Annotated in this window: 24 protein-coding genes and 1 other RNA gene; 15 read left to right on the top strand and 10 right to left on the bottom strand. The window is 66.5% G+C overall.

The annotated features are described in order from the left end of the window. Window positions 1-45: 45 nt before the first annotated feature. The 4 genes from ACRYLO_RS08350 to bla are packed head-to-tail and all read left to right on the top strand — an operon-like array spanning window position 46 to window position 3,384. Complete coding sequence (locus ACRYLO_RS08350) at window positions 46-1,107, top strand: cysteine desulfurase family protein (protein ID WP_482661703.1); 1,062 nt, start codon at window positions 46-48, stop codon at window positions 1,105-1,107. Continuing rightward, window positions 1,104-2,198, top strand: a complete 1,095-nt coding sequence (locus tag ACRYLO_RS08345; RefSeq protein WP_482659736.1) for a cysteine desulfurase family protein — start codon at window positions 1,104-1,106, stop codon at window positions 2,196-2,198. Before ACRYLO_RS08350 ends, ACRYLO_RS08345 begins: the two co-directional genes overlap by 4 nt. Next, window positions 2,195-2,530: a 2Fe-2S iron-sulfur cluster-binding protein gene (locus ACRYLO_RS08340; RefSeq protein ID WP_482659735.1), complete on the top strand. Its 336-nt coding sequence runs from the start codon at window positions 2,195-2,197 to the stop codon at window positions 2,528-2,530. The genes ACRYLO_RS08345 and ACRYLO_RS08340 overlap by 4 nt, the downstream gene beginning before the upstream one ends. Next, on the top strand, window positions 2,527-3,384 hold the full coding sequence (gene bla, locus ACRYLO_RS08335) for a class A beta-lactamase (protein ID WP_482659734.1): 858 nt from the start codon (window positions 2,527-2,529) through the stop codon (window positions 3,382-3,384). The genes ACRYLO_RS08340 and bla overlap by 4 nt, the downstream gene beginning before the upstream one ends. Before the next feature lie 4 nt (window positions 3,385-3,388). Here the strand turns inward: bla and ACRYLO_RS08330 are convergent, their stop codons facing one another. The 3 genes from ACRYLO_RS08330 to ACRYLO_RS08320 form a co-directional block, all read right to left on the bottom strand. Next, window positions 3,389-3,859 carry a DUF2269 family protein gene (locus ACRYLO_RS08330; RefSeq protein ID WP_482659733.1) on the bottom strand — a complete coding sequence of 157 codons (471 nt, stop codon included), beginning with the start codon at window positions 3,857-3,859 and terminating at the stop codon, window positions 3,389-3,391. Then, window positions 3,856-5,136, bottom strand: coding sequence for an SDR family oxidoreductase (locus ACRYLO_RS08325; protein ID WP_482659732.1), 1,281 nt, complete (start codon window positions 5,134-5,136; stop codon window positions 3,856-3,858). Before ACRYLO_RS08325 ends, ACRYLO_RS08330 begins: the two co-directional genes overlap by 4 nt. Before the next feature lie 82 nt (window positions 5,137-5,218). Further along, window positions 5,219-5,941 (bottom strand): helix-turn-helix domain-containing protein, encoded by a 723-nt coding sequence (locus ACRYLO_RS08320; protein ID WP_482659731.1) that lies wholly within the window; start codon window positions 5,939-5,941, stop codon window positions 5,219-5,221. A 182-nt stretch (window positions 5,942-6,123) separates the two neighbouring features. On the opposite strand from ACRYLO_RS08320, the gene ffs reads away from it, so the two are divergent. From ffs to ACRYLO_RS08300, 4 genes are all read left to right on the top strand, one after another. Further along, window positions 6,124-6,222, top strand: an RNA gene (gene ffs, locus ACRYLO_RS08315) — signal recognition particle sRNA small type. 42 nt (window positions 6,223-6,264) lie between these two features. Next, window positions 6,265-7,887 (top strand): DNA polymerase III subunit gamma/tau, encoded by a 1,623-nt coding sequence (locus ACRYLO_RS08310; protein WP_482659730.1) that lies wholly within the window; start codon window positions 6,265-6,267, stop codon window positions 7,885-7,887. Then, window positions 7,884-8,207: a YbaB/EbfC family nucleoid-associated protein gene (locus ACRYLO_RS08305; protein WP_482659729.1), complete on the top strand. Its 324-nt coding sequence runs from the start codon at window positions 7,884-7,886 to the stop codon at window positions 8,205-8,207. The genes ACRYLO_RS08310 and ACRYLO_RS08305 overlap by 4 nt, the downstream gene beginning before the upstream one ends. A gap of 120 nt (window positions 8,208-8,327) precedes the next feature. Continuing rightward, window positions 8,328-8,618 (top strand): hypothetical protein, encoded by a 291-nt coding sequence (locus tag ACRYLO_RS08300; RefSeq protein ID WP_482659728.1) that lies wholly within the window; start codon window positions 8,328-8,330, stop codon window positions 8,616-8,618. Window positions 8,619-8,779: 161 nt separating this feature from the next. Here the strand turns inward: ACRYLO_RS08300 and mtgA are convergent, their stop codons facing one another. The 3 genes from mtgA to ACRYLO_RS08285 all read right to left on the bottom strand — a co-directional run bounded on the left by mtgA (window position 8,780) and on the right by ACRYLO_RS08285 (window position 11,562). Beyond that, window positions 8,780-9,460: a monofunctional biosynthetic peptidoglycan transglycosylase gene (gene mtgA / locus ACRYLO_RS08295; RefSeq protein WP_482661702.1), complete on the bottom strand. Its 681-nt coding sequence runs from the start codon at window positions 9,458-9,460 to the stop codon at window positions 8,780-8,782. A 166-nt stretch (window positions 9,461-9,626) separates the two neighbouring features. Then, window positions 9,627-10,532, bottom strand: coding sequence for an RNA polymerase sigma factor RpoH (rpoH, locus tag ACRYLO_RS08290; protein ID WP_294017326.1), 906 nt, complete (start codon window positions 10,530-10,532; stop codon window positions 9,627-9,629). Between the two features lie 82 nt (window positions 10,533-10,614). After that, window positions 10,615-11,562, bottom strand: a complete 948-nt coding sequence (locus ACRYLO_RS08285) for an RluA family pseudouridine synthase (RefSeq protein WP_482659727.1) — start codon at window positions 11,560-11,562, stop codon at window positions 10,615-10,617. An 18-nt stretch (window positions 11,563-11,580) separates the two neighbouring features. Between ACRYLO_RS08285 and ACRYLO_RS08280 the strand changes: the two genes are divergently transcribed. Together ACRYLO_RS08280 and ACRYLO_RS08275 are read left to right on the top strand one after the other, a co-directional pair. Next, on the top strand, window positions 11,581-11,979 hold the full coding sequence (locus ACRYLO_RS08280) for a M67 family metallopeptidase (protein ID WP_482659726.1): 399 nt from the start codon (window positions 11,581-11,583) through the stop codon (window positions 11,977-11,979). 59 nt (window positions 11,980-12,038) lie between these two features. Beyond that, window positions 12,039-12,359 carry a hypothetical protein gene (locus ACRYLO_RS08275; RefSeq protein WP_482659725.1) on the top strand — a complete coding sequence of 107 codons (321 nt, stop codon included), beginning with the start codon at window positions 12,039-12,041 and terminating at the stop codon, window positions 12,357-12,359. A gap of 68 nt (window positions 12,360-12,427) precedes the next feature. On the opposite strand, the gene ACRYLO_RS08270 is transcribed toward ACRYLO_RS08275, so the two are convergent. Further along, complete coding sequence (locus ACRYLO_RS08270) at window positions 12,428-13,198, bottom strand: SDR family oxidoreductase (RefSeq protein ID WP_482659724.1); 771 nt, start codon at window positions 13,196-13,198, stop codon at window positions 12,428-12,430. A gap of 101 nt (window positions 13,199-13,299) precedes the next feature. On the opposite strand from ACRYLO_RS08270, the gene ACRYLO_RS08265 reads away from it, so the two are divergent. Continuing rightward, complete coding sequence (locus ACRYLO_RS08265) at window positions 13,300-13,671, top strand: winged helix-turn-helix transcriptional regulator (protein ID WP_482659723.1); 372 nt, start codon at window positions 13,300-13,302, stop codon at window positions 13,669-13,671. Between the two features lie 142 nt (window positions 13,672-13,813). Here the strand turns inward: ACRYLO_RS08265 and ACRYLO_RS08260 are convergent, their stop codons facing one another. Further along, a complete protein-coding gene (locus tag ACRYLO_RS08260; RefSeq protein ID WP_482659722.1) occupies window positions 13,814-15,067 on the bottom strand; it encodes a serine hydrolase domain-containing protein in 1,254 nt (417 codons plus the stop codon). Window positions 15,068-15,190: 123 nt separating this feature from the next. Here ACRYLO_RS08260 and ACRYLO_RS08255 point away from each other — a divergent pair, with 123 nt between their 5' ends. The 4 genes from ACRYLO_RS08255 to ACRYLO_RS08240 all read left to right on the top strand — a co-directional run bounded on the left by ACRYLO_RS08255 (window position 15,191) and on the right by ACRYLO_RS08240 (window position 19,620). Beyond that, window positions 15,191-15,835, top strand: coding sequence for a histidine phosphotransferase family protein (locus ACRYLO_RS08255; RefSeq protein WP_482659721.1), 645 nt, complete (start codon window positions 15,191-15,193; stop codon window positions 15,833-15,835). A gap of 16 nt (window positions 15,836-15,851) precedes the next feature. Then, window positions 15,852-16,787 carry an oxygen-dependent tRNA uridine(34) hydroxylase TrhO gene (gene trhO, locus ACRYLO_RS08250; RefSeq protein ID WP_482659720.1) on the top strand — a complete coding sequence of 312 codons (936 nt, stop codon included), beginning with the start codon at window positions 15,852-15,854 and terminating at the stop codon, window positions 16,785-16,787. A 117-nt stretch (window positions 16,788-16,904) separates the two neighbouring features. After that, window positions 16,905-18,155 (top strand): hypothetical protein, encoded by a 1,251-nt coding sequence (locus tag ACRYLO_RS08245; protein WP_482659719.1) that lies wholly within the window; start codon window positions 16,905-16,907, stop codon window positions 18,153-18,155. Window positions 18,156-18,219: 64 nt separating this feature from the next. Continuing rightward, on the top strand, window positions 18,220-19,620 hold the full coding sequence (locus tag ACRYLO_RS08240; RefSeq protein WP_482659718.1) for a hypothetical protein: 1,401 nt from the start codon (window positions 18,220-18,222) through the stop codon (window positions 19,618-19,620). Window positions 19,621-19,672: 52 nt separating this feature from the next. Here ACRYLO_RS08240 and ACRYLO_RS08235 read toward each other — a convergent pair whose 3' ends face one another. Then, entirely contained in the window at window positions 19,673-20,896 is a 1,224-nt protein-coding gene (locus ACRYLO_RS08235; RefSeq protein ID WP_482659717.1) for an RtcB family protein, read from the bottom strand. Between the two features lie 160 nt (window positions 20,897-21,056). Next, a complete protein-coding gene (locus ACRYLO_RS08230) occupies window positions 21,057-22,019 on the bottom strand; it encodes a helix-turn-helix transcriptional regulator (protein ID WP_482659716.1) in 963 nt (320 codons plus the stop codon). Between the last annotated feature and the right edge of the window lie 76 nt (window positions 22,020-22,095).

Below are 22,095 nucleotides of genomic sequence, written 5' to 3'. Positions count from 1 at the left end.
GGCTATATAGACTTCACGCCCCGACAAGCAATTGGAACGATTCTCCTGACCGACCGCATCTATCTGGACCACGCAGCGACCACGCCGATGCTGCCCCAGGCACAGGCCGCAGTGATCGCGGGCATGGCGCATTGGGCCAACCCATCGTCGCCGCATGCCGAGGGACGCGCGGCGCGTGCGGCGCTGGAAGGCGCGCGGCGTGCGGTGGCGGGCGCCTATGGCTGGCCGCACGAGCTGATCTTCACCAGCGGGGCGAGCGAGGCGCTGCACATCGCGCTGCGGCGGAGCATGGCGCGGGCGACGCTGATCACGGCGGTCGAGCATGATGCGGTGCTGCGGCTGGCGGAGGGGGCGCGGACGCTGCCGGTCGATGCGAATGGCACCATCGATCGCGAGGCGCTGAAGGCTGTAGTCGGGGCGGACACGGCTTTGTGCGTGCAATGGGCGAACAGCGAAACCGGCGTGCGTCAGCCGATCGCAGAGATTGCCGACATCGTCCATGCGGCGGGCGGCATGTTGATCGTCGATGCGGCGCAGATGCCGGCCGGGGTCGATCCCGCGATCAAGCAGGCCGATCTGGTGGTGGTGTCGGCGCACAAGCGCGGCGGGCCGCCGGGCATGGGGGCGCTGCTGGTGCGCGATTTCGCCAAGCTGATCCCGACCGGGGGGCAGGAAAAGGGCTATCGCGCGGGGACCGAGAATTTGCCCGGCGCTTTGGGCTACGCCGCCGCGCTGGCGGTGCCGGAGGATTTGGGCGCGATGGCGCGACTGCGCGCGCGGCTGGAGGCGGCGTTGCCGGGTGTAGAGGTGGTCGGGGCGGCAAGTCCGCGCAGCCCGTTGATCGGCGCGTATCGCATGCCGGGCGTGTCGTCGGCGGCGCAGCTGATCCGCTTCGATCTCGCCGGGATTTCGGTGTCGGCGGGCAGCGCGTGTGCGTCGGGCAGTCTGCGCCCCAGCCATGTGCTGACCGCGATGGGCTGGGACGAGCCGGCGCTGCGTGAGGTGGTGCGGGTGAGTTTTGGGCGCGGGACGAGCGAGGCTGACGTCGATGCGTTCGCGGCATTGTGGCGCACGATCGCCGAGGAAGCGCGGGCGCGGGCGGCATGATCTATCTCGATTATCAGGCGACGACGCCACTGGCGCCCGAGGCGCTGGCCGCAATGGCACCGTGGATGACCGAGAATTTCGCCAATCCGCATTCGGCCCATGCCGCCGGGCGCAAGGCGAAGGCGGCGGTCGAGGTGGCGCGGGAACAGGTCGCGGGCCTGATGCCCGCTGGCGGGACGGTGAGCTTCACCTCAGGCGCGACCGAGGCGCTGAACTGGGCGATCAAGGGCACGACCGGCGGGATCGTGACGATCGCGACCGAACATGCGGCGGTGCTGGACACGGTGGCGGCAGAGGCGCGGCGCGGGCGTGATGTGACGGTACTGCCGGTCGGGCCGGAGGGGCTGGTCGACCTCAATGCCGCGCGCGACGCGATCGGGCCGGGGACCGGGCTGGTCGCGGCAATGCTGGTCAATAACGAGATCGGGGTGGTCCAGCCGGTCGAGGCACTGGCGGAACTGGCCAGGGCGGCGGGCGCGCTGATGCTGACCGACGCGGTGCAGGGCTTTGGGCGGGTGGCGATCCCCGACGGCGCCGATCTGGTCGCGGTGTCGGCGCACAAGGTGCATGGGCCGAAGGGCGTCGGCGCTTTGTGGGTGCGCGATGGCGTGACGTTGGAGCCGTTGCTGCACGGTGGCGGGCAGGAGCCGGGGGGGCGGTCGGGGACCTTGTCGCCGGCCCTGTGTGCCGGGTTTGGGGCGGCGGCGGCGCTGGCCAAGCAGCGGTTTGGGGCGGATCGGGCGCATGCGGCGCAGTTGTTCCGCGCGGGGTTTCAGGCGCTGGGCAGCGCGGGCTGGACGCTCAACGGGTCTAGGGATGAGCGCTATCCCGGCAATCTCAACCTGCGCTATCCGGGGCTGGACGTGGCGCGGCTGATGTCGGAACTGCGCGACATCGCGTTTTCGGCCGGGTCGGCCTGTGCCAGCGGATCGGGTCGGCCGAGCCATGTGTTGCAGGCTTTGGGCCTGGCCGATGCCGAGGCGCGGTCGAGCATCAGGCTGGGCTTTGGCCGCTACACCAATGAGGAGGAACTGTTGGACGCCATCCAGCGCATTGACGCCGCCGCCCGCGCGCAGCGGATCGCCGCATGATCAAGGTGCGGTTCCTGACGCCCGATGGGGCTGTCGCCGCCGAGGCCGAGGCGGCTGCGGGCGACCGGCTGCTTGAGGTCGGCCAGGCGCGGGGCATGCCGCTGGAGGGGACGTGCGAGGGGCAGATGGCGTGCTCCACCTGTCACGTCATCGTCGCTACGGAGGATTTCGCGCGGCTGCCGCGTGCGAGCGAGGAGGAAGAGGATATGCTCGACCTGGCCGTCGGGGCGACACGGACCAGCCGATTGTCGTGCCAGATCGTATTGACGCCGGAGCTGGACGGGCTGACGGTCAGCCTGCCTTCAGAACATCGTGATATGCAGGGACGATGACCATGACGACTCGCCGCACCGTGATTGCGGGCGCCAGCGCGCTCGCTGCCTTGCCTGCCTTTGCGCAAAAGGTCGGGCCGTTCGACCGCATCCGTGCCGAGACCGGCGGGCGGCTGGGCGTTGCGGTCTATGACAGTGGCACCGGGCGACGCTTTTCGGACGGGGCGGAGGCGCGCTTTGCGATGTGCTCGACGTTCAAGGTGCCGCTGGTGGCCGCAGTGCTGGCGCGGGTCGATCGCGGCGAGCTGAACCTCGCGAACGAGATCCGGTTCGGTGAGGCCGATCTGCTCGACTATGCGCCGGTGGTGAAGGCGAACCTGGCCAAGGGCGCGCTGTCGATCGACGCTTTGTGCGAAGCCGCCGTGGTGATGAGCGACAATAGCGCCGCCAACCTGTTGTTCGGGCAGGTTTCGGGGCCGCGCGGGCTGACCAAGTTCATCCGCGACGCGGGTGATCAGCTCACCCGGTCGGACCGCGACGAGCCGTCGCTCAACAATGTCCGCAACGGCGAGGTGCGCGACACGACCACGCCCGATGCGATGCTGTGGCTGATGAACCGGTTGCTGCTGGGCGATGTGCTGTCGGCGGCGTCGCGGGCGAAGCTGACCGGCTGGATGGAGGCGTCGCCCACCGGCAAGGCGCGGCTGCGCGCCGGGCTGCCCAAGGACTGGCGCGTCGGCGACAAGACCGGGACGAGTGGTGAGGGTTACTTCAACACGATCGCGATCGCGGTGCCGCCGGGGCGCAAGCCGATCCTGATCGCCTGCTACCTCGACGCGCCGGGGCTGGACACGGCGAAGGCGAATGCCGCGCATGCGAAGGTGGGGGAGCTGGTCGGGGCGTTGTTCGCCTGACCGCTCACCATAATTGCGGCTTGGCGACCATCAGCCAGAAGACCGCGGTGAGGCCGAGGAAGGCGGGCCAGCCGAGGATGAACCATAGCCGCATCGCGCGGTGATACTCGGCACCGAGCGGCTGGCCGCTGGCGAGTGCGGCGCGGGCGAGGTTGCGGGCGCGGATTTGCAGGCCGACGACGGGCACCCAGCAGGCGAAGGCGAGCAGGTAGAGCGCGACGCTGGCCAGCACCCAGCTTTCGGTCAGCGAGATGCCGAGCAGGTGCAGCAGGATCAGGCCGCTGACCGGCTGAACCACGCCGCTGGTGCCCGTGAAGATCCAGTCGGCGCGGACCACCATATTGCCGACGCTGGCGATCGTCGCGGGATCGCCGCTGCGGTGTGCGTTCCACAGATACCAGGCCGTCCCCGCGCCGAAGCCGAACAGGACGGTGGAGCTCAGGATATGCACCCATTTGACCAGCAGATAGGTCATCGCCGGTCTCCGATCGCGCCATGGACGAGGATCAGCAGCAGGATCGGGAGGTTCTTGAGCAGCGGCCCGAGCGGATCGGCCCAGAGCGTGGGCAGGCCGAGGGTGAGGACCAGCGTGTAGCCGGTCACGACCGCGAGCTGGACGGCGGTCGCGGTGCGCGCGGTGCGGTCGCGCAGAACGATTGCGGCGATGGCGAGGTCGAGCAGGCCGGTGCCGATCTGGAGCGGGAGTGCTGCACCCTCCGGTGCTCCGATCGCGGCGAGCCATTCGAGCGTCTGCGCGCGTCCTGCAAACAGGCCGAGCAGCGCGGAGGCGAGCCAGAGCAAGGCGAGGCCCCAGCGGATCGCGGGGGCGAGGAAGAACAAGCGCGCGTGCCAGCGGTCCTGCACCCCGGCGGCGCGGTCGCGCAGCGCCTGCGCCACGCTGCGCGGGCGGAAGCCGACTGCCTGGGCAAAGGCAGCGCCGTCGGCGGCGTTGCCGGCGACGAGTTGGGCGAGGCTGTTGGTCGATACCGGGCCGGACCCGGTAAGGTCGCCGATCCGGCCGAGCGCGCGCATCACCGGCATCGGCACACGGACGAAGCGGCTGGGGCCGAGGCCGAGCCAGGTGCGGTAGCGCGTCATGAGCTCGCGCAGGGTGAGCGTTTCCGGTCCGGCGGGCTCGAAGCTCTGGCCGACGAACCACAAATCCTCGCACGCCAGGCGGGCCGAGCGGGCGAGATCATCGGCATGGATCGGGGAGAAGGCGAAGTCGCCGTCCCCCGCGAGCGGCTGTGCGAAGGGCAGGGCGGCGAGGCCGCGCAGCAGCGAGGTGCCGCCATAGCTGCCCTCCGCGATCACCAGCGAGGGGCGGAAGATCGTCCAGCGCAGGCCCGAGTCGCGCAACGCCGCTTCGCCCGCCAGCTTGGTCGCGGCATAGTCGGTCGCGACATCGGGCCGCGCGCTGACGGCGGAGATGAGGATGACGCGGCGGACTTCCGCGCGCTTGCACGCGGCGTGGAGCGCGCGCGGCATGTCGACATGCACCGCCTGCATCTCCGGCCCGCGCAGCACGCCCGCCGCATTGACCACGCAGTCGATACCGGAAAGATGCGCGCGCCACCCCTCAGGATCGGTAGCGCGGGCGAGGTCGAGTCCGACCCACTCCGCGCCCGGCTCGGCCTCGCGCAGCCGCGCGACATCGCGAGCGACCGCGCGCACCTGATGCCCGCTCGCCAGCAATTCGGACAGGATATGCCGGCCGATGAACCCCCCGGCGCCCAGCAACAAAATGCGCATCGTGCAGCGGCTTAGCAGCGCCCTGATGGCGAGTCACCGCTCTCTCGCTTGGTCGCTGGCGCGCCACCTTAGCAAAGCGGGATCACTGCTTGCGAAGCCAGTGGATGGCGAACAGTTCGCGACTGAAGCTCACGGACGTATGTCTCAAGCCCGCCGGTCCGCCGCGGCTATCCTGCAATGTCATCATTGCCGCGTTGATCGCCTTTGGTTCGCTTGCCTTGAGCTTGCCGACGACCTCACACACCGTCGATCCGCAGACGATCTGGATCAGCTCGACGTCGCCTGAGCGGAACAGCGTGGCATAATATGCGCGTAGCGCAGCTTCGGACGGTTCTGCCCAAGCAACGGCACGCCCTTCCCCGCGAAGCCGCTTCGCTAGCGCGCGCGGTTCGGTGTCGGAGTAGGGGTAAAGCCTTTCAAGGAGCGGATCGCGGACGGGGGGCTCCGACTGCGTTGTTGGTTGTAGAAGCACTGCCGCAGCGATTGCGGCGGAGAACAGAACGGTCATGGCCAAGGCTCCCTTGCGAATGAGGCGGGGGCGTTGGCTTTGCAAGGTCGGCCCGGTCAGAGGTAGACCGACTTTCTCGTCAACGAATTTTTCGTCGCGCAGCAACCGGGCGAGCTCGCGGCTGCTGCTGGCACCGGTCTTGCGGCGTGCGCGGCGCAAATGCTCGTTGACCGAAGAAAGAGAGCGTCGTGTGCGTTGCGCGATGCTCTTCGCGGTGTGTCCTTCGCCTAGCAGTCGCAGGATTTCGCGCTCGCCGTCGCTCAGTCTGTTCAGAACTGTCTCGTTTGCGTCCGACACATCGCCTCCCATAACCTCCCCTGTAGCGAACCCGAGCGGTGACCAAGGCCAATAAAATTGGTGGTCCTGGGTTTCGGTTTTCGCAGCTACAGTCCAGCTTTAGCGAGCAGTTTCGACTTCAGCCGGACAATATGGTCTCGAGCGACGGCATTGCATTCACGCGCGCCTGCGCCTATCTGCGCCGCGGGAGTCGGGCGGACGATACCGTCGCCAACCCGGTCAGATCCGGAAGGAAGCAGCCGTAACGATTTTCGTGTCGGGTCGTCCCGGCTCCCACCTTCCCCACATGACGCGCGCCGCATGACCCGCTAGGGTCCTTCGCAATGTCCGATTCATTCCTTGGCCTCGACGAACCGCCTCAGCCGCGCGACAGCGTGTATCGCGTGCTTGCGCGCAAATACCGGCCGCAGACCTTTGCCCAGCTGATCGGGCAGGATGCGATGGTGCAGACGCTGGGGAACGCGATCAAACGCGACCGGCTGGCGCATGCGTTCCTGCTGACCGGCGTGCGCGGGGTCGGCAAGACGTCGACCGCGCGACTGATCGCCAAGGCGCTGAACTGCATCGGTCCGGACGGTCAGGGCGGGCCGACGATCGATCCGTGCGGGGTGTGCGAGCCGTGCCGCGCGATTGCCGAGGGGCGGCATATCGATGTGATCGAGATGGACGCCGCCAGCCATACCGGTGTCGACGATGTGCGTGAGATCATCGATGCGTCGCGCTATTCGGCGGTGAGTGCGCGGTACAAGATCTACATTATCGACGAAGTCCACATGCTGTCGAAAAACGCGTTCAACGCGTTGCTCAAGACGCTGGAAGAGCCGCCTGGGCATGTGAAATTCCTGTTCGCGACGACCGAGGTGCAGAAGGTGCCGGTGACGGTGCTGTCGCGCTGTCAGCGGTTCGACCTGCGGCGCATCCCGGCGGACAAGCTCGCCGCGCATTTCGGCGAGGTGGTGGAGAAGGAAGGTGCCCAGGCCGAGCCCGAGGCGCTGGCGATGATCGCGCGCGCGGCGGAAGGGTCGGCGCGCGATGGCCTGTCGATCCTCGATCAGGCGATTGCGCATGCCGGGATGGAGGGCGGGGCGGTCACTGCCGATGCGGTGCGCGACATGCTCGGCCTGTCCGACCGCAATGCGATCCGCGACCTGTTCGCCCTTGTGATCGCGGGCGACGCAGCGGGCGCGCTGGCGGCGCTGCGCGGGCAATATGATCTGGGCGTCGATCCGCAGGCGGTGCTGAAGTCGCTGCTGGAGATGGTGCATCGCGTGACGCTGGCGAAGCTCGGCAATGCGGTGATCCCGGGACAGGCGACCGAGGAGAGCGCGGCGCTGGCCGAATGGGCGGGGAAGCTCGGCTTCCCGGCGCTGCATCGGCTGTGGCAGCTGCTGCTCAAGGGGCATGACGAGGTGATCCGCGCCGCGCTGCCGATCGAAGCGTGCGAGATGACGCTGCTGCGGGTGATCCACGCTTCGACCCTGCCCGATCCGGGCGAGCTGGCCCGCAAGATTGCCGAGGGCGCGCCGATGGGTGGCCCAGCTCCGGCTGCCACGCCTTCAGCCCCCGCCGAGGCACCCGCGCCGCGGAGCATGGCCGAACTGGTCGAACGACTGGCGGCGGCGCATGAGGAGCATCTTGCCGCGCGCGTGCGGAACCTTGTCCGCCCGATCCGGTTGGAGGAACCGGTGGTTGAGGTCAGCAGCCATGGGTTGCCCGCCGATCTGGTGCATGATTTCGAGAGCACGCTGCGGCGCGTGCTGGGCAAGCGCTGGTCGCTGCGTGTCACCGATGCGCCGGGCCAGAAGACGTTGAACGAGGAGCGCGCGGAGCGCGAGGCGGCGGAGCGCGATGCGGTGCTGGCCTCGCCCGTGGTTGCCGCCGCGCTCGAAGCCTTTCCCGATGCCGAGCTGATCGGCTGGACCCGCGAAAACAGGAGGTTTGGGTGAAGAGTATCGAAGACATCATGGCAATGGCGCAGAACGTCCAGAACGAGCTGACCAAGGCGCAGGCGAACCTTGACGGGATCGAGGTCGAGGGCGCGTCGGGCGGCGGGCTGGTCAAGGTCAAGGCGAGCGCCAAGGGCCGGATCATTGGTGTGACCATCGACGAATCGCTGCTCGCCCCGTCGGAAAAGCAGATGCTGGAAGACCTGGTGGCCGCCGCGCTCAACGATGCGCGGGCCAAGGCGGATGCGGCGGCGTCGGCGGAAATGTCGAAGCTTTCCAGCGGCATCCCGCTGCCTCCGGGGTTCAAGCTGCCGTTCTGAGGTTTGTGGGGGAGCGGGCTGCACCGTAACCTCTTCAAATAACACCTGAACATTTCACAACGGGAACAATGGCTTTTGCCCCGGCGTTGGGCCGCCAATGTTCCTGTTGGGAGATGAGAGATGGCTGAAGAACGGATTGTCGAACGCACCGATGGCGTGACTGCCGAGCGCGTGACCGAGCGTAATGGCGGCGGCACGACCACGGTGATCGAACGGCGCGGCGGTGGCGGCGGGCTGATCCTGGGGATCATCGCGCTGGTGATCGTGGTCGTCGGCGCGTTCTACTTCCTGAGCAACAATTCCGAGACGCGCAAGGACGCGGCGATCACCGAAGCGGCTCAGGCCGTGGGCGAAACCGCCGAGAAGGCCGGCGACGCGATCGACGAGGCGGTTCCTGCCGAAAAGAAATAAGACCCAATCGCCCTTCTTCCGTGTAGGAGGGGCGCAGGGAGGGCATGGCGGGTCGACAGACGTTTGCCACTTCGGCGATCCGTCATGCCCTCTCCCTGAAGGCGTTTTGGGCGTCCAGATGCGCGCGCCACGCCCAATCCCTCCCGTTCAGGGAGGGGCGTTCAGCGCACGCAGGCGTCCAGACCGTCGCGCTGGACGACGCCGATACGCGCCGCGATCGAATTGCCATAGCGGCGGGTAAAGCCCTTGGGGGCGGTGGCCGCGCGCTTCTTGGGCAAAGGCAGGACGGCGGCGATACGCGCTGCCTCGGCGCGGGTCAGGTTGCCCGCGCCTTTCTTGAAATAGCGGCGCGCACCCGCTTCGGCGCCATAGGTGCCGATGCCGGTCTCGGCGACGTTCAGATACACTTCCATGATTCGCCGCTTGCCCCAGATCTGTTCGATCAGGACGGTGAACCACGCCTCCAGCGCTTTGCGGAAATAACCGCCGCCCTGCCACAGGAACACGTTTTTCGCCGTCTGCTGGCTGATCGTCGATCCCCCGCGCAGCACCTTTCCACCCTGGGCGTTGCGCAGCATGGCGGCGGCGATCGAGTCATAGTCGAAGCCCGCATGGCTGCAAAAGCTGCTGTCCTCCGCTGCGATCGCGGCGCGGGCCATGTCCGCGTCGATGCGCGAGAGCGGCACCCATTTCTTGGTCACGCCATGGCCGGTGAAGATGTCGCCCATCATCGTCAGCGTGAAGGGCGGGGGGACGAAGCGGTAGAGCGTGACCATCCCCACCGACACCAGCACGAACGCCAGCGCACCCTTGAACAGCCAGCCGAGGATGCGGCGGCCGATCGGTTTGCGGGGTTTGGCGGGCTTCACGGGCTGAATGCCGATTCCGTCGAGATGGCCAAGGTCGGGGAGTGGGCGCGGGCCGAGCGGAGGGCCCGGGCGCGGCGAACCCGGCGCCGATCCGCCCGTTCCGCTATCGTCCTGCGACACCCGTCCCCCGGTCGATCGCTCAGCCGACCGTCAGCAACCGGCGGTCACCCGCCAGGCGCATCATCGCCTTTTGCAGCTTTTCGAACGCGCGCACCTCGATCTGGCGGACGCGCTCGCGGCTGACGCCATAGACCTGCGAAAGCTCTTCCAGCGTCTTGGGATCGTCGGTCAGGCGACGTTCGGTCAGGATGTGCTGCTCACGCTCGTTGAGCTCGTCCATCGCCTCGATCAGCATGGAGTGGCGGACATCCGCTTCCTGCGCTTCGGCGACGACTTCGTCCTGCAGGGCGCTGTCGTCCTGCAGCCAGTCCTGCCACTGGCTTTCGCCATCCTCGCGCATCGGCACGTTGAGCGACGTGTCGCCGCCCATCGCCATGCGGCGGTTCATCGACGTGACCTCTTCCTCGGTCACGCCGAGATCGGTGGCGATCTTCGCCAGATCCTCGGGCTTGAGGTCGCCATCCTCGAACGCGTCGAGCTTGGCCTTCATCCGGCGCAGGTTGAAGAACAGCTTCTTCTGCGCGGCGGTGGTGCCCATCTTCACGAGGCTCCACGAACGCAGGATGAATTCCTGGATCGAGGCGCGGATCCACCACATCGCATAGGTGGCGAGGCGGAAGCCGCGATCGGGCTCGAACTTCTTCACGCCCTGCATCAGGCCGATATTGCCTTCGGAAATCAGTTCGCTGACCGGCAGGCCATAGCCGCGATAGCCCATCGCGATCTTCGCCACGAGGCGCAGATGCGAGGTGACCAGCTGCGCGGCCGCTTCGGGGTCGCCATGCTCCTGAAAGCGCTTCGCGAGCATATATTCCTGCTCGGGCGCGAGGATCGGAAACTTCTTGATCTCCGCCAGATAGCGGTTGAGGCTTGCCTCACCACCTAGGGCGGGGATCGTCGCCGGGACGTTGCTTCCGCGGGCCATGGTCACTTACTCCCTTTGTCTGGGCTTCCCCCCTTTATAGGCGGGGATGCCGGTCGACCCTCCTTTTGGACGAGTCAGATACTTATACGATGAGCTTATCCATCAGTTCCTGCATGTCCGCAGGCATTTCGCTATCGAACGCCAAAGCGTTACTACTGATAGGATGGATGAACCCCAGCCGGGCGGCATGCAAGGCCTGACGGCGGAAACCCATAGTTTCCAATACCTCCCGGTGTTCTTTCTTCGTTCTACCATAAACCGGGTCGCCGATCAACGGGTGACCGAGCGACGCCATGTGCACGCGCACCTGGTGCGTGCGGCCGGTTTCGAGCCGGCATTCGACCAGTGCTGCCTCATACAGCGGCGTAAGCAGCGTCCAGTGGGTGACCGCGCGCTTGCCACCCGGCTGGATGGCGATCTTCTTGCGGTTTTGCGGCGAGCGCGCAAGTGGTGCATCTACGGATCCGCCTGACGTTTTCGGTCGGCCCGAGACGATCGCCCGATAGCGGCGGTCGATCGAATGATCCTTGAACTGGCGGGCAAGGCCGACATGCGCGCGGTCGGTCTTCGCCGCGACCATCAGGCCGGACGTGTCCTTGTCGATGCGGTGCACGATGCCCGGGCGCGCGACCCCGCCGATGCCCGACAGGCTGCCCTGGCAATGGTGGAGCAGCGCGTTCACAAGGGTGCCGTCGAAATTGCCCGCAGCGGGGTGGACGACCAGCCCCGCCTGCTTGTCGATCACGATCAGATGCTCATCCTCGAACACCACGTTGAGCGCGATGTCCTGCGCCTCGTTATGCGCGGGTTCGGGGTCGGGGACGTTGAGCGTGAACAGCGCGCCGCCGGGCGCCTTTTTCTTGGGATCGCGGATCAGGCCATCGGGGCCGGTGACGTTGCCGGTCGAGATCAGCGCCTTGATCCGCTCACGCGACAGCGTGGGGAGCGCATCCGCCAAAGCCCGGTCGAGCCGCCAGCCATCTGCTGCATCCGCGATCCGCGCTTCGAGTGTGGCTACCCCCCGGTTCATTGCTGTAGAGAAATGGGAATGGGATTGCGGATTTCAAGCTGTGTTATCGCACTACTCCACCAGGCGGCGGCGGAGGCCGCGCCGCTGGAGGCGTGCGGGCTGTTGTTCGGGGCCGATGGGGTCGAGCGGGCCAGCGTCGAGGCCAATGTTTCGGACGATCCGACGCGGCGGTTCGAGATCGATCCGAGCGCGCTGATTGCGGCGCTGAAGGCCGAGCGTGGGGGCGGGGAGCGGGTGATCGGGTACTGGCACTCGCACCCGTCCGGGGATGCGACACCGTCCGCGACCGATGCAGCAATGGCGGCGGCGGACGGGAAGATCTGGGTCATCGTCGCGGGGGATGCGGTCACCGCATGGCGTGCGGGGGATGCTGGACTGCATGGACGGTTCGAGCAGGCGTTGGTGGAGCTGTGCTGACCGTTGTGCCTGCACATCGGGCGTGCTTGGCTGTGTTCGAGTCGCAGGGGAGAGCAGGAATGCAACGGAATTTGACGATGGCGGCGATATTGCTCGTGGCCGCTGCGCCGGCCGCGCAGGCGCAGGACGTGCACCAGGAAATCGTCCAGCGCCTCGACCGGATCGAGCGGTTGCTGCGCGCCGGATCGGGCGGCGGCGGTGGCGGATCTGGCGAAGGGGTTCGGATGGTGGTGAATTTCGAATGCCGCCCGGACAGCAATTGCATCGGCATCGCCAAGGCCCAATGCGTTCGCGCAGGATTCAGCACTGGGGTCGTCTCGCGCGCCGGGCCACCCGAATATGGGTTTGTAAAGGCGACCGAGGTGACCTGCGTGCGGTGATGCCGCCGGGGCTGGCGGACTGCGTGGTGCCCGATCGGCACGCGCCGCAGCCCGCCCGCCAACGGCGTTCAGGCGTGCTCGGCCGCCGCCGCCTTTACCATCGCGGTGAGTTGCGCGAGCGTCGCGTCGAAGCGGCCTTCGGCCTCGGCATTGCGGAGCGGCTTTACGCGCTCCACCAGGATTTCCTTTGGCGTCGGATTTTGCCCGAACAGCGCCATCACTTCGTCTGCGAAGTCGTCGAGCGGCTGATACGCGGGACGTTCGCGCTGGCCGGGGGTGAGGTCGGTCTGGACAGCGGGCGGGGCGAGTTCGATCACTTCCACCGATCCCGCCAGCGCGTCGCGGAGCGAGAGGGTGTAGCTGTGGACCGCCGCCTTGGTCGCGCTGTAGGTCGCGGCGATAACCAGCGGCACGAAGGCAAGGCCGGAGGTGACGTTGACGATTGCCGCGTCGTCCTGCGCCTTCAGACGATCGACCAGCGCGTTGGTCAGACGGATCGGGCCGAGCAAATTGGTGGTGATCGTCGCCTCGGCATCGGTGAGGTCGCGGCTGGCGGACAGATCCTCGTAGCGCATGACCCCGGCGTTGTTGATCACGACATTGAGCGCCGGGTGGGCGGCGATCAGCTCGGCGGCGAAGGTCTCGATCGCTTCGGCGCTGTCGATGTCGAGCGTCATGGCGTGCATGTTCGCGCGACCGGCGATGGCGGCGGCGAGCGCGTCACGGCGGCGGCCGGCGACGATCACGGTGTTGCCCGCATCGTGCAGGCGATGTGCAAGCGCCTCGCCAATGCCCGATCCGCCGCCGGTGATGAGGATGGTGTTGCCGGACTGTTTCATCTGCGTCTCCATGGGATGTGGTGACGGGGATTTAGGGGCACGCTATCGTATCGAAAGAAGGCACCCGAAAGATTTATACTTACCAAAAAGAGAGTGTGAGGATGGGCAATGGCGAATGGCATGCGAGCGATCCGCGGGTCGATGCGCTGGTTTATGAGCTGATCGGAGCGGTCGCGGACAAATGGACGATGCTGCTGCTCGAAACGCTCGATGAAGGCGGCGAGATGCGGTTCACGCAGCTGTCGAAGGCGATTCCGGGGATCAGCCAGAAGATGCTGACTCAGACGCTGCGCCGGATGGAACGCGATGGGTTCGTGACACGAACGGTGCATGCAGTGGTGCCGCCGCGCGTCGACTATCGGCTGACCCCGTTGGGCGAGAGTCTGGGCGAGGCGTTTTGCGGGGTGTGGCATTGGGCCGAGGCGAACCTCGACGCGGTGGCCAAGGCGCGGGAGGGGTTTGATCAACGATAATCCTCCCCCGCCAGGGGGAGGTGGCGCCGAAGGCGACGGAGGGGGAGGACGGCTTTGTGATTGAGCCTCTTGCTGCCTCCCTTCCTCCCCCTCCGTCAGCTGCGCTGACACCTCCCCCTTGCGGGGGAGGATTTACGGGCACTCAATCCCCCTTCGGCCCCAGATAGTCCGCGCCATAGACCGCCTTGCGGATATCGGTGTGAAGCGTCCCGTCGAACGGGAAGGTCTGGACGAAGAAGACGACCGCCATGTTGTTGGCAGGATCGACCCAGAACAGCGTGCTCGCCGCGCCATCCCAGAAGAATTCGCCGACCGCGCCGCGATTGCGGTCGGGTGTCGCTGGGCGGGCGGTGCGGACGGCGAAGTTGACGCCGAAGCCGCCGTCGATCTTGCCCATCAGCCACTCGCGTTCCTTGATCGCCGGGTCGAGCATGTCGGTCGCCATCAGGCGGATCGTCGCGGGCTTGAGCAGGCGCGCGCCGTCGAGCTCGCCGCCGTTCAGCAGCATCCGGGCAAAGCGCATATAATCGTCGATCGGCGCGACGATGCCCGCGCCGCCCATCGTCAGCGGCACGCCGGGGAAGTTGCGCTCGCGCATCGCCGCCTCGGGCTGGCGGGTCATGCCGTTCGCGCCCTTCACATAGGTGGCGGCGAAGCGGGGGAGGCGGTCCATCGGCTGGTGCCAACCGGCTTCGCGCATCTTGAGCGGGTCGAAAATGTGCTTCTGGACATAGTCGGTGAACTTCATGCCCGACAGGCGCTCGACCAGCAGCGCCTGGACATCGACCGACACGCTGTAATGCCATTCGGTCCCGGGTTCGGAGAGCAGGGGCACCTTGGCCAGGCGGCGGCCGAATTCGGCCAGCGTATTCTGCGGGTTGAGCGGATCGGCGGCGGCGAACGCCTTGTGCGCTGCGGTCGGGCCGTCGCCATAGGCGAAACCGGCGGTGTGGCGCAGCACGTCGCGGATCGTGATCGGACGGCTCGCGGCGCGCCACAGCGGCTTGCCATCGGGGCCGGTACCGTCCTGAACCTGCATGTTCGCGAAATCGGGGAGGTAGCGCGCGAGCGGATCGTCGAGGCGGAACTTGCCCTGCTCCCACAACTGCATGAGGGCCACGCCCGTCACCGGCTTGGTCATCGAATAGATTTGCACCAGCGTGTCGCGGGCGAAGGGGCGGTTTGCCTCACGATCGGCGACGCCTCGCGTGGCGAAATGCACCTCGCGCCCCTCCTTCCACACCAGCACCGACCCGCCGACCGCGCGGCCATCGCCGACCATTTTCGCCAGCATCGCGTCGATCCGCTTGGTGTCGAGCTTGACCGCGTCGGCGGGGGCAGCGCGGGTCTGGGCGAGCGCGGGGGCCGCTGTCGTGGTGAGTGCTAGTGCCGTCAACGCTGTCATCCAATGCCGCATCCAGAATCTCCCAATCGATTTGCGGCGGACGCTAGCTGCGAATGGTCCGCTTGCGAAGAGGGTGCGCTTGCAGCGGCGGCGCGGCTGGGCCAAAGGGGAGCCATGAACATTTCGCCGACCGATTTTGCCAGCCTGCTCTGCTCGCGCCTGTGCCACGATCTGCTGAGCCCGGTGGGCGCGCTCAACAACGGCCTTGAGCTGCTCGCCGACGAGCATGATCCCGAGATGCGCGCGCGCTGCCTTGAATTGCTGGCGGAAAGCGCGAAGGCGAGTGCGAACAAGCTGAAATTCTTCCGGCTGGCGTTCGGCGCGGCGGGCGGCTTTGGCGACACCGTCGATACGCGTGAGGCGCAGGCAGCGATCGACGGGCTGTTCGGCGACAATCACCGCGTGTCGATCGGCTGGATGGTCGAGGATCCGGTGCTGCCCAAGCAGGTGATCAAGGTGCTGCTCAACCTCGCGCTGATCGGCGGCGATGCGCTGGTGCGCGGCGGGCAGCTGGATATCGGTGCCGAGGCGCGCGACGACATGGTCGAGATCGTGGTGCGCGCGCAGGGGCCGCGCATCGTGCTGGACGGCGAGCTGCGCGGCGCGCTGAGCGGTGACACGGGCGACTCGCCGGTGACCCCGCGCGCGGCGGCGGCGTATCTGGTGCACCAGCTGGTGACTCAGGGCGGGGGCGAGCTGCAGGTGTCGCCGCCCGACGCCGACGTGCTGCTGTTCGGGGCAGCGTTTAAAGTACAGTGATTGGCAAGGTCGCCTGATGAGCCAAGTCCGCGTCGCGGCGCTGTACCAGTTTACCCGGTTCGACGATCCGGCGGCCATCAAGGGTCCGCTGCTCGACCTGTGCGTCGCGCAGGGGGTAAAGGGCACGCTGCTGCTTGCCCGCGAAGGCATCAACGGCACGATCGCGGGGAGCGATGCGGGGATCGACGAAGTGCTGGCGCATGTCCGCGCGCTGCCCGGATGTGCCGGCATCGACGTCAAATTCTCGCACGCCGCCGCGATGCCGTTTCACCGGATGAAGGTGCGGCTGAAGCGCGAGATCGTGACGATGGGCCAGCCGGACATCGATCCGCTGGCGGGGGTCGGGCACTATGTCGCGCCGACCGAGTGGAACGACCTGATCGCCGATCCCGACACGGTACTGATCGACACGCGTAACGATTATGAGGTGGCGATCGGCACGTTCCGTGGCGCGATCGACCCGCAGACGCGCAGCTTCAGCGAGTTCCCCGACTGGTTCCGCGCCAAACGCGCGGAGATCGAGGCGGCGGGGCGGACGCCGAAGATCGCGATGTTCTGCACCGGCGGCATCCGCTGCGAGAAATCCACGGCGTTTGCCAAGGCCGAAGGGGTGGAGCAGGTCTATCACCTCAAGGGCGGCATCCTCGCCTATCTCGAACAGGTGCCGCAGGATCGCAGCCTGTGGGACGGCGAATGTTTCGTGTTCGACGAGCGGGTGGCGGTGAAGCATGGCCTTGCGGTCGGCGACCATGTCCTGTGCCGCGCGTGCCGCATGCCGGTGAGCCCGGAGGGACAAGCGTCGGCGGACTATGTCGAGGGCGTCAGCTGCCCCGCATGTATCGGCACCCGCACCGATGAACAGCGCGCCAGCTATGCCGAGCGACACCGCCAGGCGCTGCTGGCGGAACAGCGCGGCGAGGCGCATGTCGGGGCAGTGTTTCCGACCGACTGACGGTTCGCGCCATTTCGGTTCACTCTCCCCGGCAGCCGCGCCGTTCCTGGTTGACTGTCATACCCAATCTGGCAATGATCGCCCCGCGTACCAGCGTTCTGAATTCGGGGAAGCTCAGTGCGCGGAATCATCGCATTCATTGCCTTCGTATCCGCGACCCTTCTTTTCGCGTGGACGGCAATTGGTGCGCAAACCACCGGGTTGAGCCTGGACTCCGACCGCGGTGTGCCGAGAGATTTGCAGCTTCCCAAGGACTTGAATTTGCCCAAGGGGCTGTCGCTGCCAAAAGGGTTCGATGGCGGGCGGCCGCAATTTCCTGAGCTCGATCTGGAGCAAATGCCGGTTCCCGAAGGGGGAACGCTGATCGAACGCATTCTAAACCGCCTAAAGACCATGCAGCGGACATTCGAACCAGCGCAGGCAATCAACTCGCTTAATGTCCAAATTGTTAAATTGGGGAAGGAGTGTGCGACCGTGCCTGCTGCGTGCAGACGGCGCGACGACCTCCGGGCTGCACAGGCGATTATCCAGCAGGGGGCGAAGGACGCGCCCGGATGCAACGCGGCGGCCGACGCCTTTAAGGCGCATCTGGACGATCTGTTGCCATCCGAGGCGGTCGCGCGCGCATTCGATCTGGAATGTTTGGGCAGTCTGTTGCCGCGAGCGAGCGCAAGCGGCCCCGAACCGCTTCAGCCGCGCATTTTTGACACTGGCGGCGCAATGGGCGGGCCGCAGGGTGCCCTGACGGTGATCGGCCTCATTGAAGTGAAGGGCGAACCTTTTTGCGGCGCGCTGTTGCGGAACGACCGGACGCTGGCGACGGCACGGCACTGCTATGACGATGTCTATCCCTATCTGGCCGCTGGAAAGGTTACCGTGCGTCCGCTGTCGGGTTCCGGCGGACCCTGGAAAATCGGGTTGGAACCGGTGGAAAACAAACCCGGGCCGGAAGGGACCGTCGCGGGCGACTGGATCCGCCTCCGCATTGAGACTGCGGACGCGATCGGCGCTGCAGAGGTCACCATGGTGGCACAGCCCCCGATCGGGCCGGTCACGCTGGTTGGGCATTTTGCGCCATATCGGCATGCCTCGGGCCCGATCGCCATTCCTTCCGAATGGCGGCGTGGGTTGCGCTTCCCACGGGCGGGCCTGTGCGTGACGGTCAGTTCGTCTCAGCGCTGCGTCCAGATCGCGTGTCAGACCGTGAAAGGATTCTCTGGCACGCCGATCTTTCAGATCGACCCTGCCCGGCCCGATGCGCCGCTGCACGTCGTCGGATTGGTCAGTCGGCCCCAGCAACTGGCCGCCGGGTGCGGAATGAACGGCGTTTTCTACACACTGGCGGTTCCGGCGGGTGTGATTCGGTGACCGGACGTTTTTCAGGAGAAAGATCGTGAGACCCATTACCGCTCGCCTGACTACATCGGCGACAGTGACCATCGCGGCGCTGTTCGCAACGCCGGTTGCGGCACAGACGTCGCGCGCGGAAGCTGTGCAGTCGGTTCGCATGTTCACCGCGCCGACCTGTCCGATCACGCCCGCCGACGCACTCGAGACGGAGCGGACGAAGACCCTGGAAAGTGCCGGTATCGTCGCCACGCTGGTGGGTGGGGTCGTCGGCGATCTGGTCGGCTCCGGGCTTAATGCGATCGGTGAGGCGCTGGAGGAAGCGTCGAAGGAAAAGGGGATCGTCGCCGAAGGCACCAGTCATTTCATGCTGGGCCATATCAAACCGGTGGGCCCGAAAGTGAGCACTCCACGTTTCGAGCCAGCAGAATCGACATGCCTGATACTCTACAGCCCCGGACAGGGGCAGCTGTCTGAATTGGGCACGGATCGCAACATCGAGACGCTTCGGACCACGATCGTGTCTGCCACCGGCAAGGATCCGATCGCTGACGGTGACAACGTCGTCTCCAAGGATCTTTTGAATACTCTGGATGGCTTTGGGATCCGCGAGATGCCCGCGCTCTACATCGAAGCGCAGGTGTGGGGGTCGCGGGAGGGCATTGTCGTGCGCCCCGTGCTCGTCTGGTATCGCGAGAAAATGAAAGGGGCACCGGACAAGCTGGCGGCATCCGAACTCCATGTCTCGCTCGCGACGCCCGCCGCGCCGTCGGCAAGCGACATCGGAACGGTCTTCGGGGGCGCCCGGATGATCCTGCCCAAGGTGGAGCCGGGAACGTTGCTAGACTGGAAAACACTGTACGCCAGCACGTCGGTGGTAATGCCAAGTCGGCCGACCACAGGCTATGTCGACGCCCAAGTCACTGCCGCAAGCACGCTGTATACCACCGTCGAGACACGCATAGCGGAGGAGCGCACGGCGGAACGGTCCTTAAAAACTGCGCAACGCAGGGATGCCGCGAAGTCCACCGACGAGACGCGCGAGGCGTTGGCCGCAGCGGAGATCGTCTATCAAGACGCGCAACAGGACCGGATCGCCGCAGAAACGGCGCGGAACGGGTTCAAGGAACAGCGTGCCGGTGCCACCAACGTCAAGCTGCGCTTCGTCGTCATCCGCCAACCCAACCAGTTCGGCCTGGCGTTGGGGAAGGCGCTCAAGGCCCGATCCGCAGCGACTGGTACCGCTGTCGGGACCGCGCTCACTGAAGCGATGACAGCAAAGCCTGCCTGGACGCCGGATGACAGTGCCTATGTTGAGGCGCTCAACGCCGTCTATGCCAAGCAACGCGAATATGACGCCGCAGTCGCGAGCGGCGACAGCGCCGCAATCGCGCTGAAGGCCGATGAACTGCGCCTTACGAAGGCCAAGCTCAACGAAGCGGCGGTCAAATTGAAACGACCGATTCCCTATCCGTCGCTGTTCTGATGGCTCGACCGTCACCCCGGCGCTCACGCCGGGGTGACGGCCTTGCAGAACCTCAGCCCTTCACATTGACCACCTGCCGCAACCGGTGGCGGATGCGGACCAGGTCCTGTTGCGCGTCCATCACCGCGCCGATGTCCTTGTAGGCGGCCGGGCTTTCGTCCAGCACCCCTTCGTCCACCCGCGCCTCGATGCCGCGCATCGCCGCCTTGTGGTCCTCCAGGCTGATCAGCTTCTTCGCTGCCCCACGCGACATCACGCGACCGGCACCGTGCGAGCAGGAGCAGAAGCTCTCCTGATTGCCCAGCCCCTCGACGATGAAGCTGCCCGTGCCCATCGAACCCGGGATGATCCCAAGCTCGCCTTCCCGGGCGCTCACCGCGCCCTTGCGGGTCACCCACACCTGCTCCCCGAAATGCAGCTCCCGGGTCGCGTAATTGTGGTGGCAGTTGATCGCGGCCTTGTCGGTCTTGAAGCCGGGAGCGTGCTTGCGCAGCGCGTCGAGCACGCGGACCATTATCAGCTCACGGTTCGCCATCGCATAATCCTGCGCGAAGTGCATCGCCTCGATATAGTCATCGAACAGCTGCGACCCCTCGGTCAGGAACGCCAGGTCCTTGTCGACCAGATGGAAGTCGAGCGTCTCCTTCACGATCGCTTCCTTCGCGGCATTGATGAAGTACGTCCCGATCCGGTTCCCCGTGCCGCGCGATCCGGAGTGAAGCATCACCCATACGCGCTGCTCTTCATCGAGGCAGACCTCGATAAAGTGGTTCCCCCCGCCCATCGAGGCGAGCTGGTCGCTGGTCTTGCCGTCGACCTTGGGGTTCTTCGCCACGATCTTGCGCCAGCGGTCCTCGAACCGGTCGTACCAGGTGCGCGACACGCTGTTCGGCGTGCTCGCCCAGCCGCCCTTGGCGTGGTTGGCCGACTGGTTCGACTCCATCCCCTTGGGCACGGCGCGCTCGATCTCGGCACGCAGCGCGGCGAGGCTGTCGGGCAGCTGGCTGGCGGTGAGCGACGTGCGCACCGCCATCATCCCGCAACCGATGTCCACGCCCACCGCAGCGGGCACGATCGCGCGCTGCGTCGCGATCACCGAACCGACGGTCGCGCCCATGCCCCAATGGACGTCCGGCATCCCCGCGACATGGCGGAAGATGAACGGCAGCGAGGCGACATTGCGCAGCTGCTGCATCGCGCCGGCCTCGAACGGTCCGGCGCTGTCCCACAGCTTGAGCGGCGCGTGGTGCGTCGGGTGGATAGAAAACTGAGACATCGGAGTATTCCTTCAGAGGGAAGGGACGCCGATTCAGGGGACCAATGAGCAATGGTGCCGATGAAGCTGCGCCCCGGCGGGCACAGCTTGCCCGCAGGTCAGGTCGTCAGGCCGACGACGATTGCGTTGAGGGTTGCGGGTTTGCTCATGAAGCGAGCCATTAACCGATCTGGGCGCAATTCGAAAGGGTCGGAATCTGACGCCAGGGGCGGGGGCGGCGCAGGACATGGTCCAGCGCGGTGCAGCCAATGCCGCAGCGGTGCCGCTCGACCCGCGATAACAGGGTCGCAGTGCGTCCTGCGACCAGCTCCAGCGCCTCGACATAGGGGGCGCTGGTGAGAAACTGGTCGGATGCCCGCACGCCGTTGCCGCGGCGCTCGAACAGATTGGCTTGCTCCGCATCGGATACGAGCCGGTAGACGGTCGATCGGGAAATGCCGAGCAGCCGCGCCAACTCCGCCATCGGCACGAATGCGCGTTCGGTATCGTCGGGCACCGTATCGACCCGCGCGAAGGGGGCCGTGCCCGGTGGCTGTTCGTTGAGATGCGCGACGCTGGCCGAACAGACGAAATGGACCAGCAGCAGCTCGGTGTAGCGCAGCCCGAAATGGTTCGACGTGCCCGCCATGATCAGAAACAGGTCGAGCGCGGCGAGCGTGCAGCCATTGTCGCAGGTCGCAAAACCCAGCGATGCTGCGTCGGTCGCGCCCAGCGCCGCCATCGTCGCGGCGGCACGGCGCAGCCTTCGGCCCAGATCGACGCACCATTCGGCCAGCGCGCGGGGCATCGGTTCGGGCAGCGCAACTCCGCCGCTCGGGCCGATGGCGAGCCAGCCCAGATCGGCCATGCGCTGAACATTGCGCCGCGCCGTTTCAAAGGGAAGATCGAGCGACGCGGCGATGGCGTTGATCGACGGGCCGCGCGCAACCGCCGGGCCGCGCATCTTGCGATCGATCATGTCGCGCGTGACCGAAATCAGGATCGGGATGCACACCATGCGCGCACGGGCAAGTTCGGACGGGAGCCGGTTACCCAGATCGAGGGTTGCGGCAAACACCTCTTCACCAAGCACGCGCGTGACCAGTCGGCAATTGAGACGCATCCGGTCAAGTCGCGTCGACATCGTCATCCCCCTCCGGCAAGAGATGAAGCCTTGCCGACCTCGTGACACTCTTGATCCTATTTTGAGTATAGGCATT

The organism is Sphingomonas sp. SDUR79, assembly GCF_056821745.1.
This window is presented reverse-complemented; position numbering and strand designations above follow the sequence as displayed.

What these genes read in the sequence shown, in the direction of transcription:
- ACRYLO_RS08345 (WP_482659736.1), top strand. Translation starts at nt 1,104, where the DNA reads ATGATCTATCTCGATTATCAGGCGACGACGCCACTGGCGCCCGAGGCG.
- ACRYLO_RS08340 (WP_482659735.1), top strand. Translation starts at nt 2,195, where the DNA reads ATGATCAAGGTGCGGTTCCTGACGCCCGATGGGGCTGTCGCCGCCGAG.
- bla (WP_482659734.1), top strand. Translation starts at nt 2,527, where the DNA reads ATGACCATGACGACTCGCCGCACCGTGATTGCGGGCGCCAGCGCGCTC.
- ACRYLO_RS08330 (WP_482659733.1), bottom strand. Translation starts at nt 3,859, where the DNA reads ATGACCTATCTGCTGGTCAAATGGGTGCATATCCTGAGCTCCACCGTC.
- ACRYLO_RS08325 (WP_482659732.1), bottom strand. Translation starts at nt 5,136, where the DNA reads ATGCGCATTTTGTTGCTGGGCGCCGGGGGGTTCATCGGCCGGCATATC.
- ACRYLO_RS08310 (WP_482659730.1), top strand. Translation starts at nt 6,265, where the DNA reads ATGTCCGATTCATTCCTTGGCCTCGACGAACCGCCTCAGCCGCGCGAC.
- ACRYLO_RS08300 (WP_482659728.1), top strand. Translation starts at nt 8,328, where the DNA reads ATGGCTGAAGAACGGATTGTCGAACGCACCGATGGCGTGACTGCCGAG.
- rpoH (WP_294017326.1), bottom strand. Translation starts at nt 10,532, where the DNA reads ATGGCCCGCGGAAGCAACGTCCCGGCGACGATCCCCGCCCTAGGTGGT.
- ACRYLO_RS08285 (WP_482659727.1), bottom strand. Translation starts at nt 11,562, where the DNA reads ATGAACCGGGGGGTAGCCACACTCGAAGCGCGGATCGCGGATGCAGCA.
- ACRYLO_RS08280 (WP_482659726.1), top strand. Translation starts at nt 11,581, where the DNA reads ATGGGATTGCGGATTTCAAGCTGTGTTATCGCACTACTCCACCAGGCG.
- ACRYLO_RS08275 (WP_482659725.1), top strand. Translation starts at nt 12,039, where the DNA reads ATGCAACGGAATTTGACGATGGCGGCGATATTGCTCGTGGCCGCTGCG.
- ACRYLO_RS08270 (WP_482659724.1), bottom strand. Translation starts at nt 13,198, where the DNA reads ATGAAACAGTCCGGCAACACCATCCTCATCACCGGCGGCGGATCGGGC.
- ACRYLO_RS08265 (WP_482659723.1), top strand. Translation starts at nt 13,300, where the DNA reads ATGGGCAATGGCGAATGGCATGCGAGCGATCCGCGGGTCGATGCGCTG.
- ACRYLO_RS08255 (WP_482659721.1), top strand. Translation starts at nt 15,191, where the DNA reads ATGAACATTTCGCCGACCGATTTTGCCAGCCTGCTCTGCTCGCGCCTG.
- trhO (WP_482659720.1), top strand. Translation starts at nt 15,852, where the DNA reads ATGAGCCAAGTCCGCGTCGCGGCGCTGTACCAGTTTACCCGGTTCGAC.
- ACRYLO_RS08235 (WP_482659717.1), bottom strand. Translation starts at nt 20,896, where the DNA reads ATGTCTCAGTTTTCTATCCACCCGACGCACCACGCGCCGCTCAAGCTG.
- ACRYLO_RS08230 (WP_482659716.1), bottom strand. Translation starts at nt 22,019, where the DNA reads ATGTCGACGCGACTTGACCGGATGCGTCTCAATTGCCGACTGGTCACG.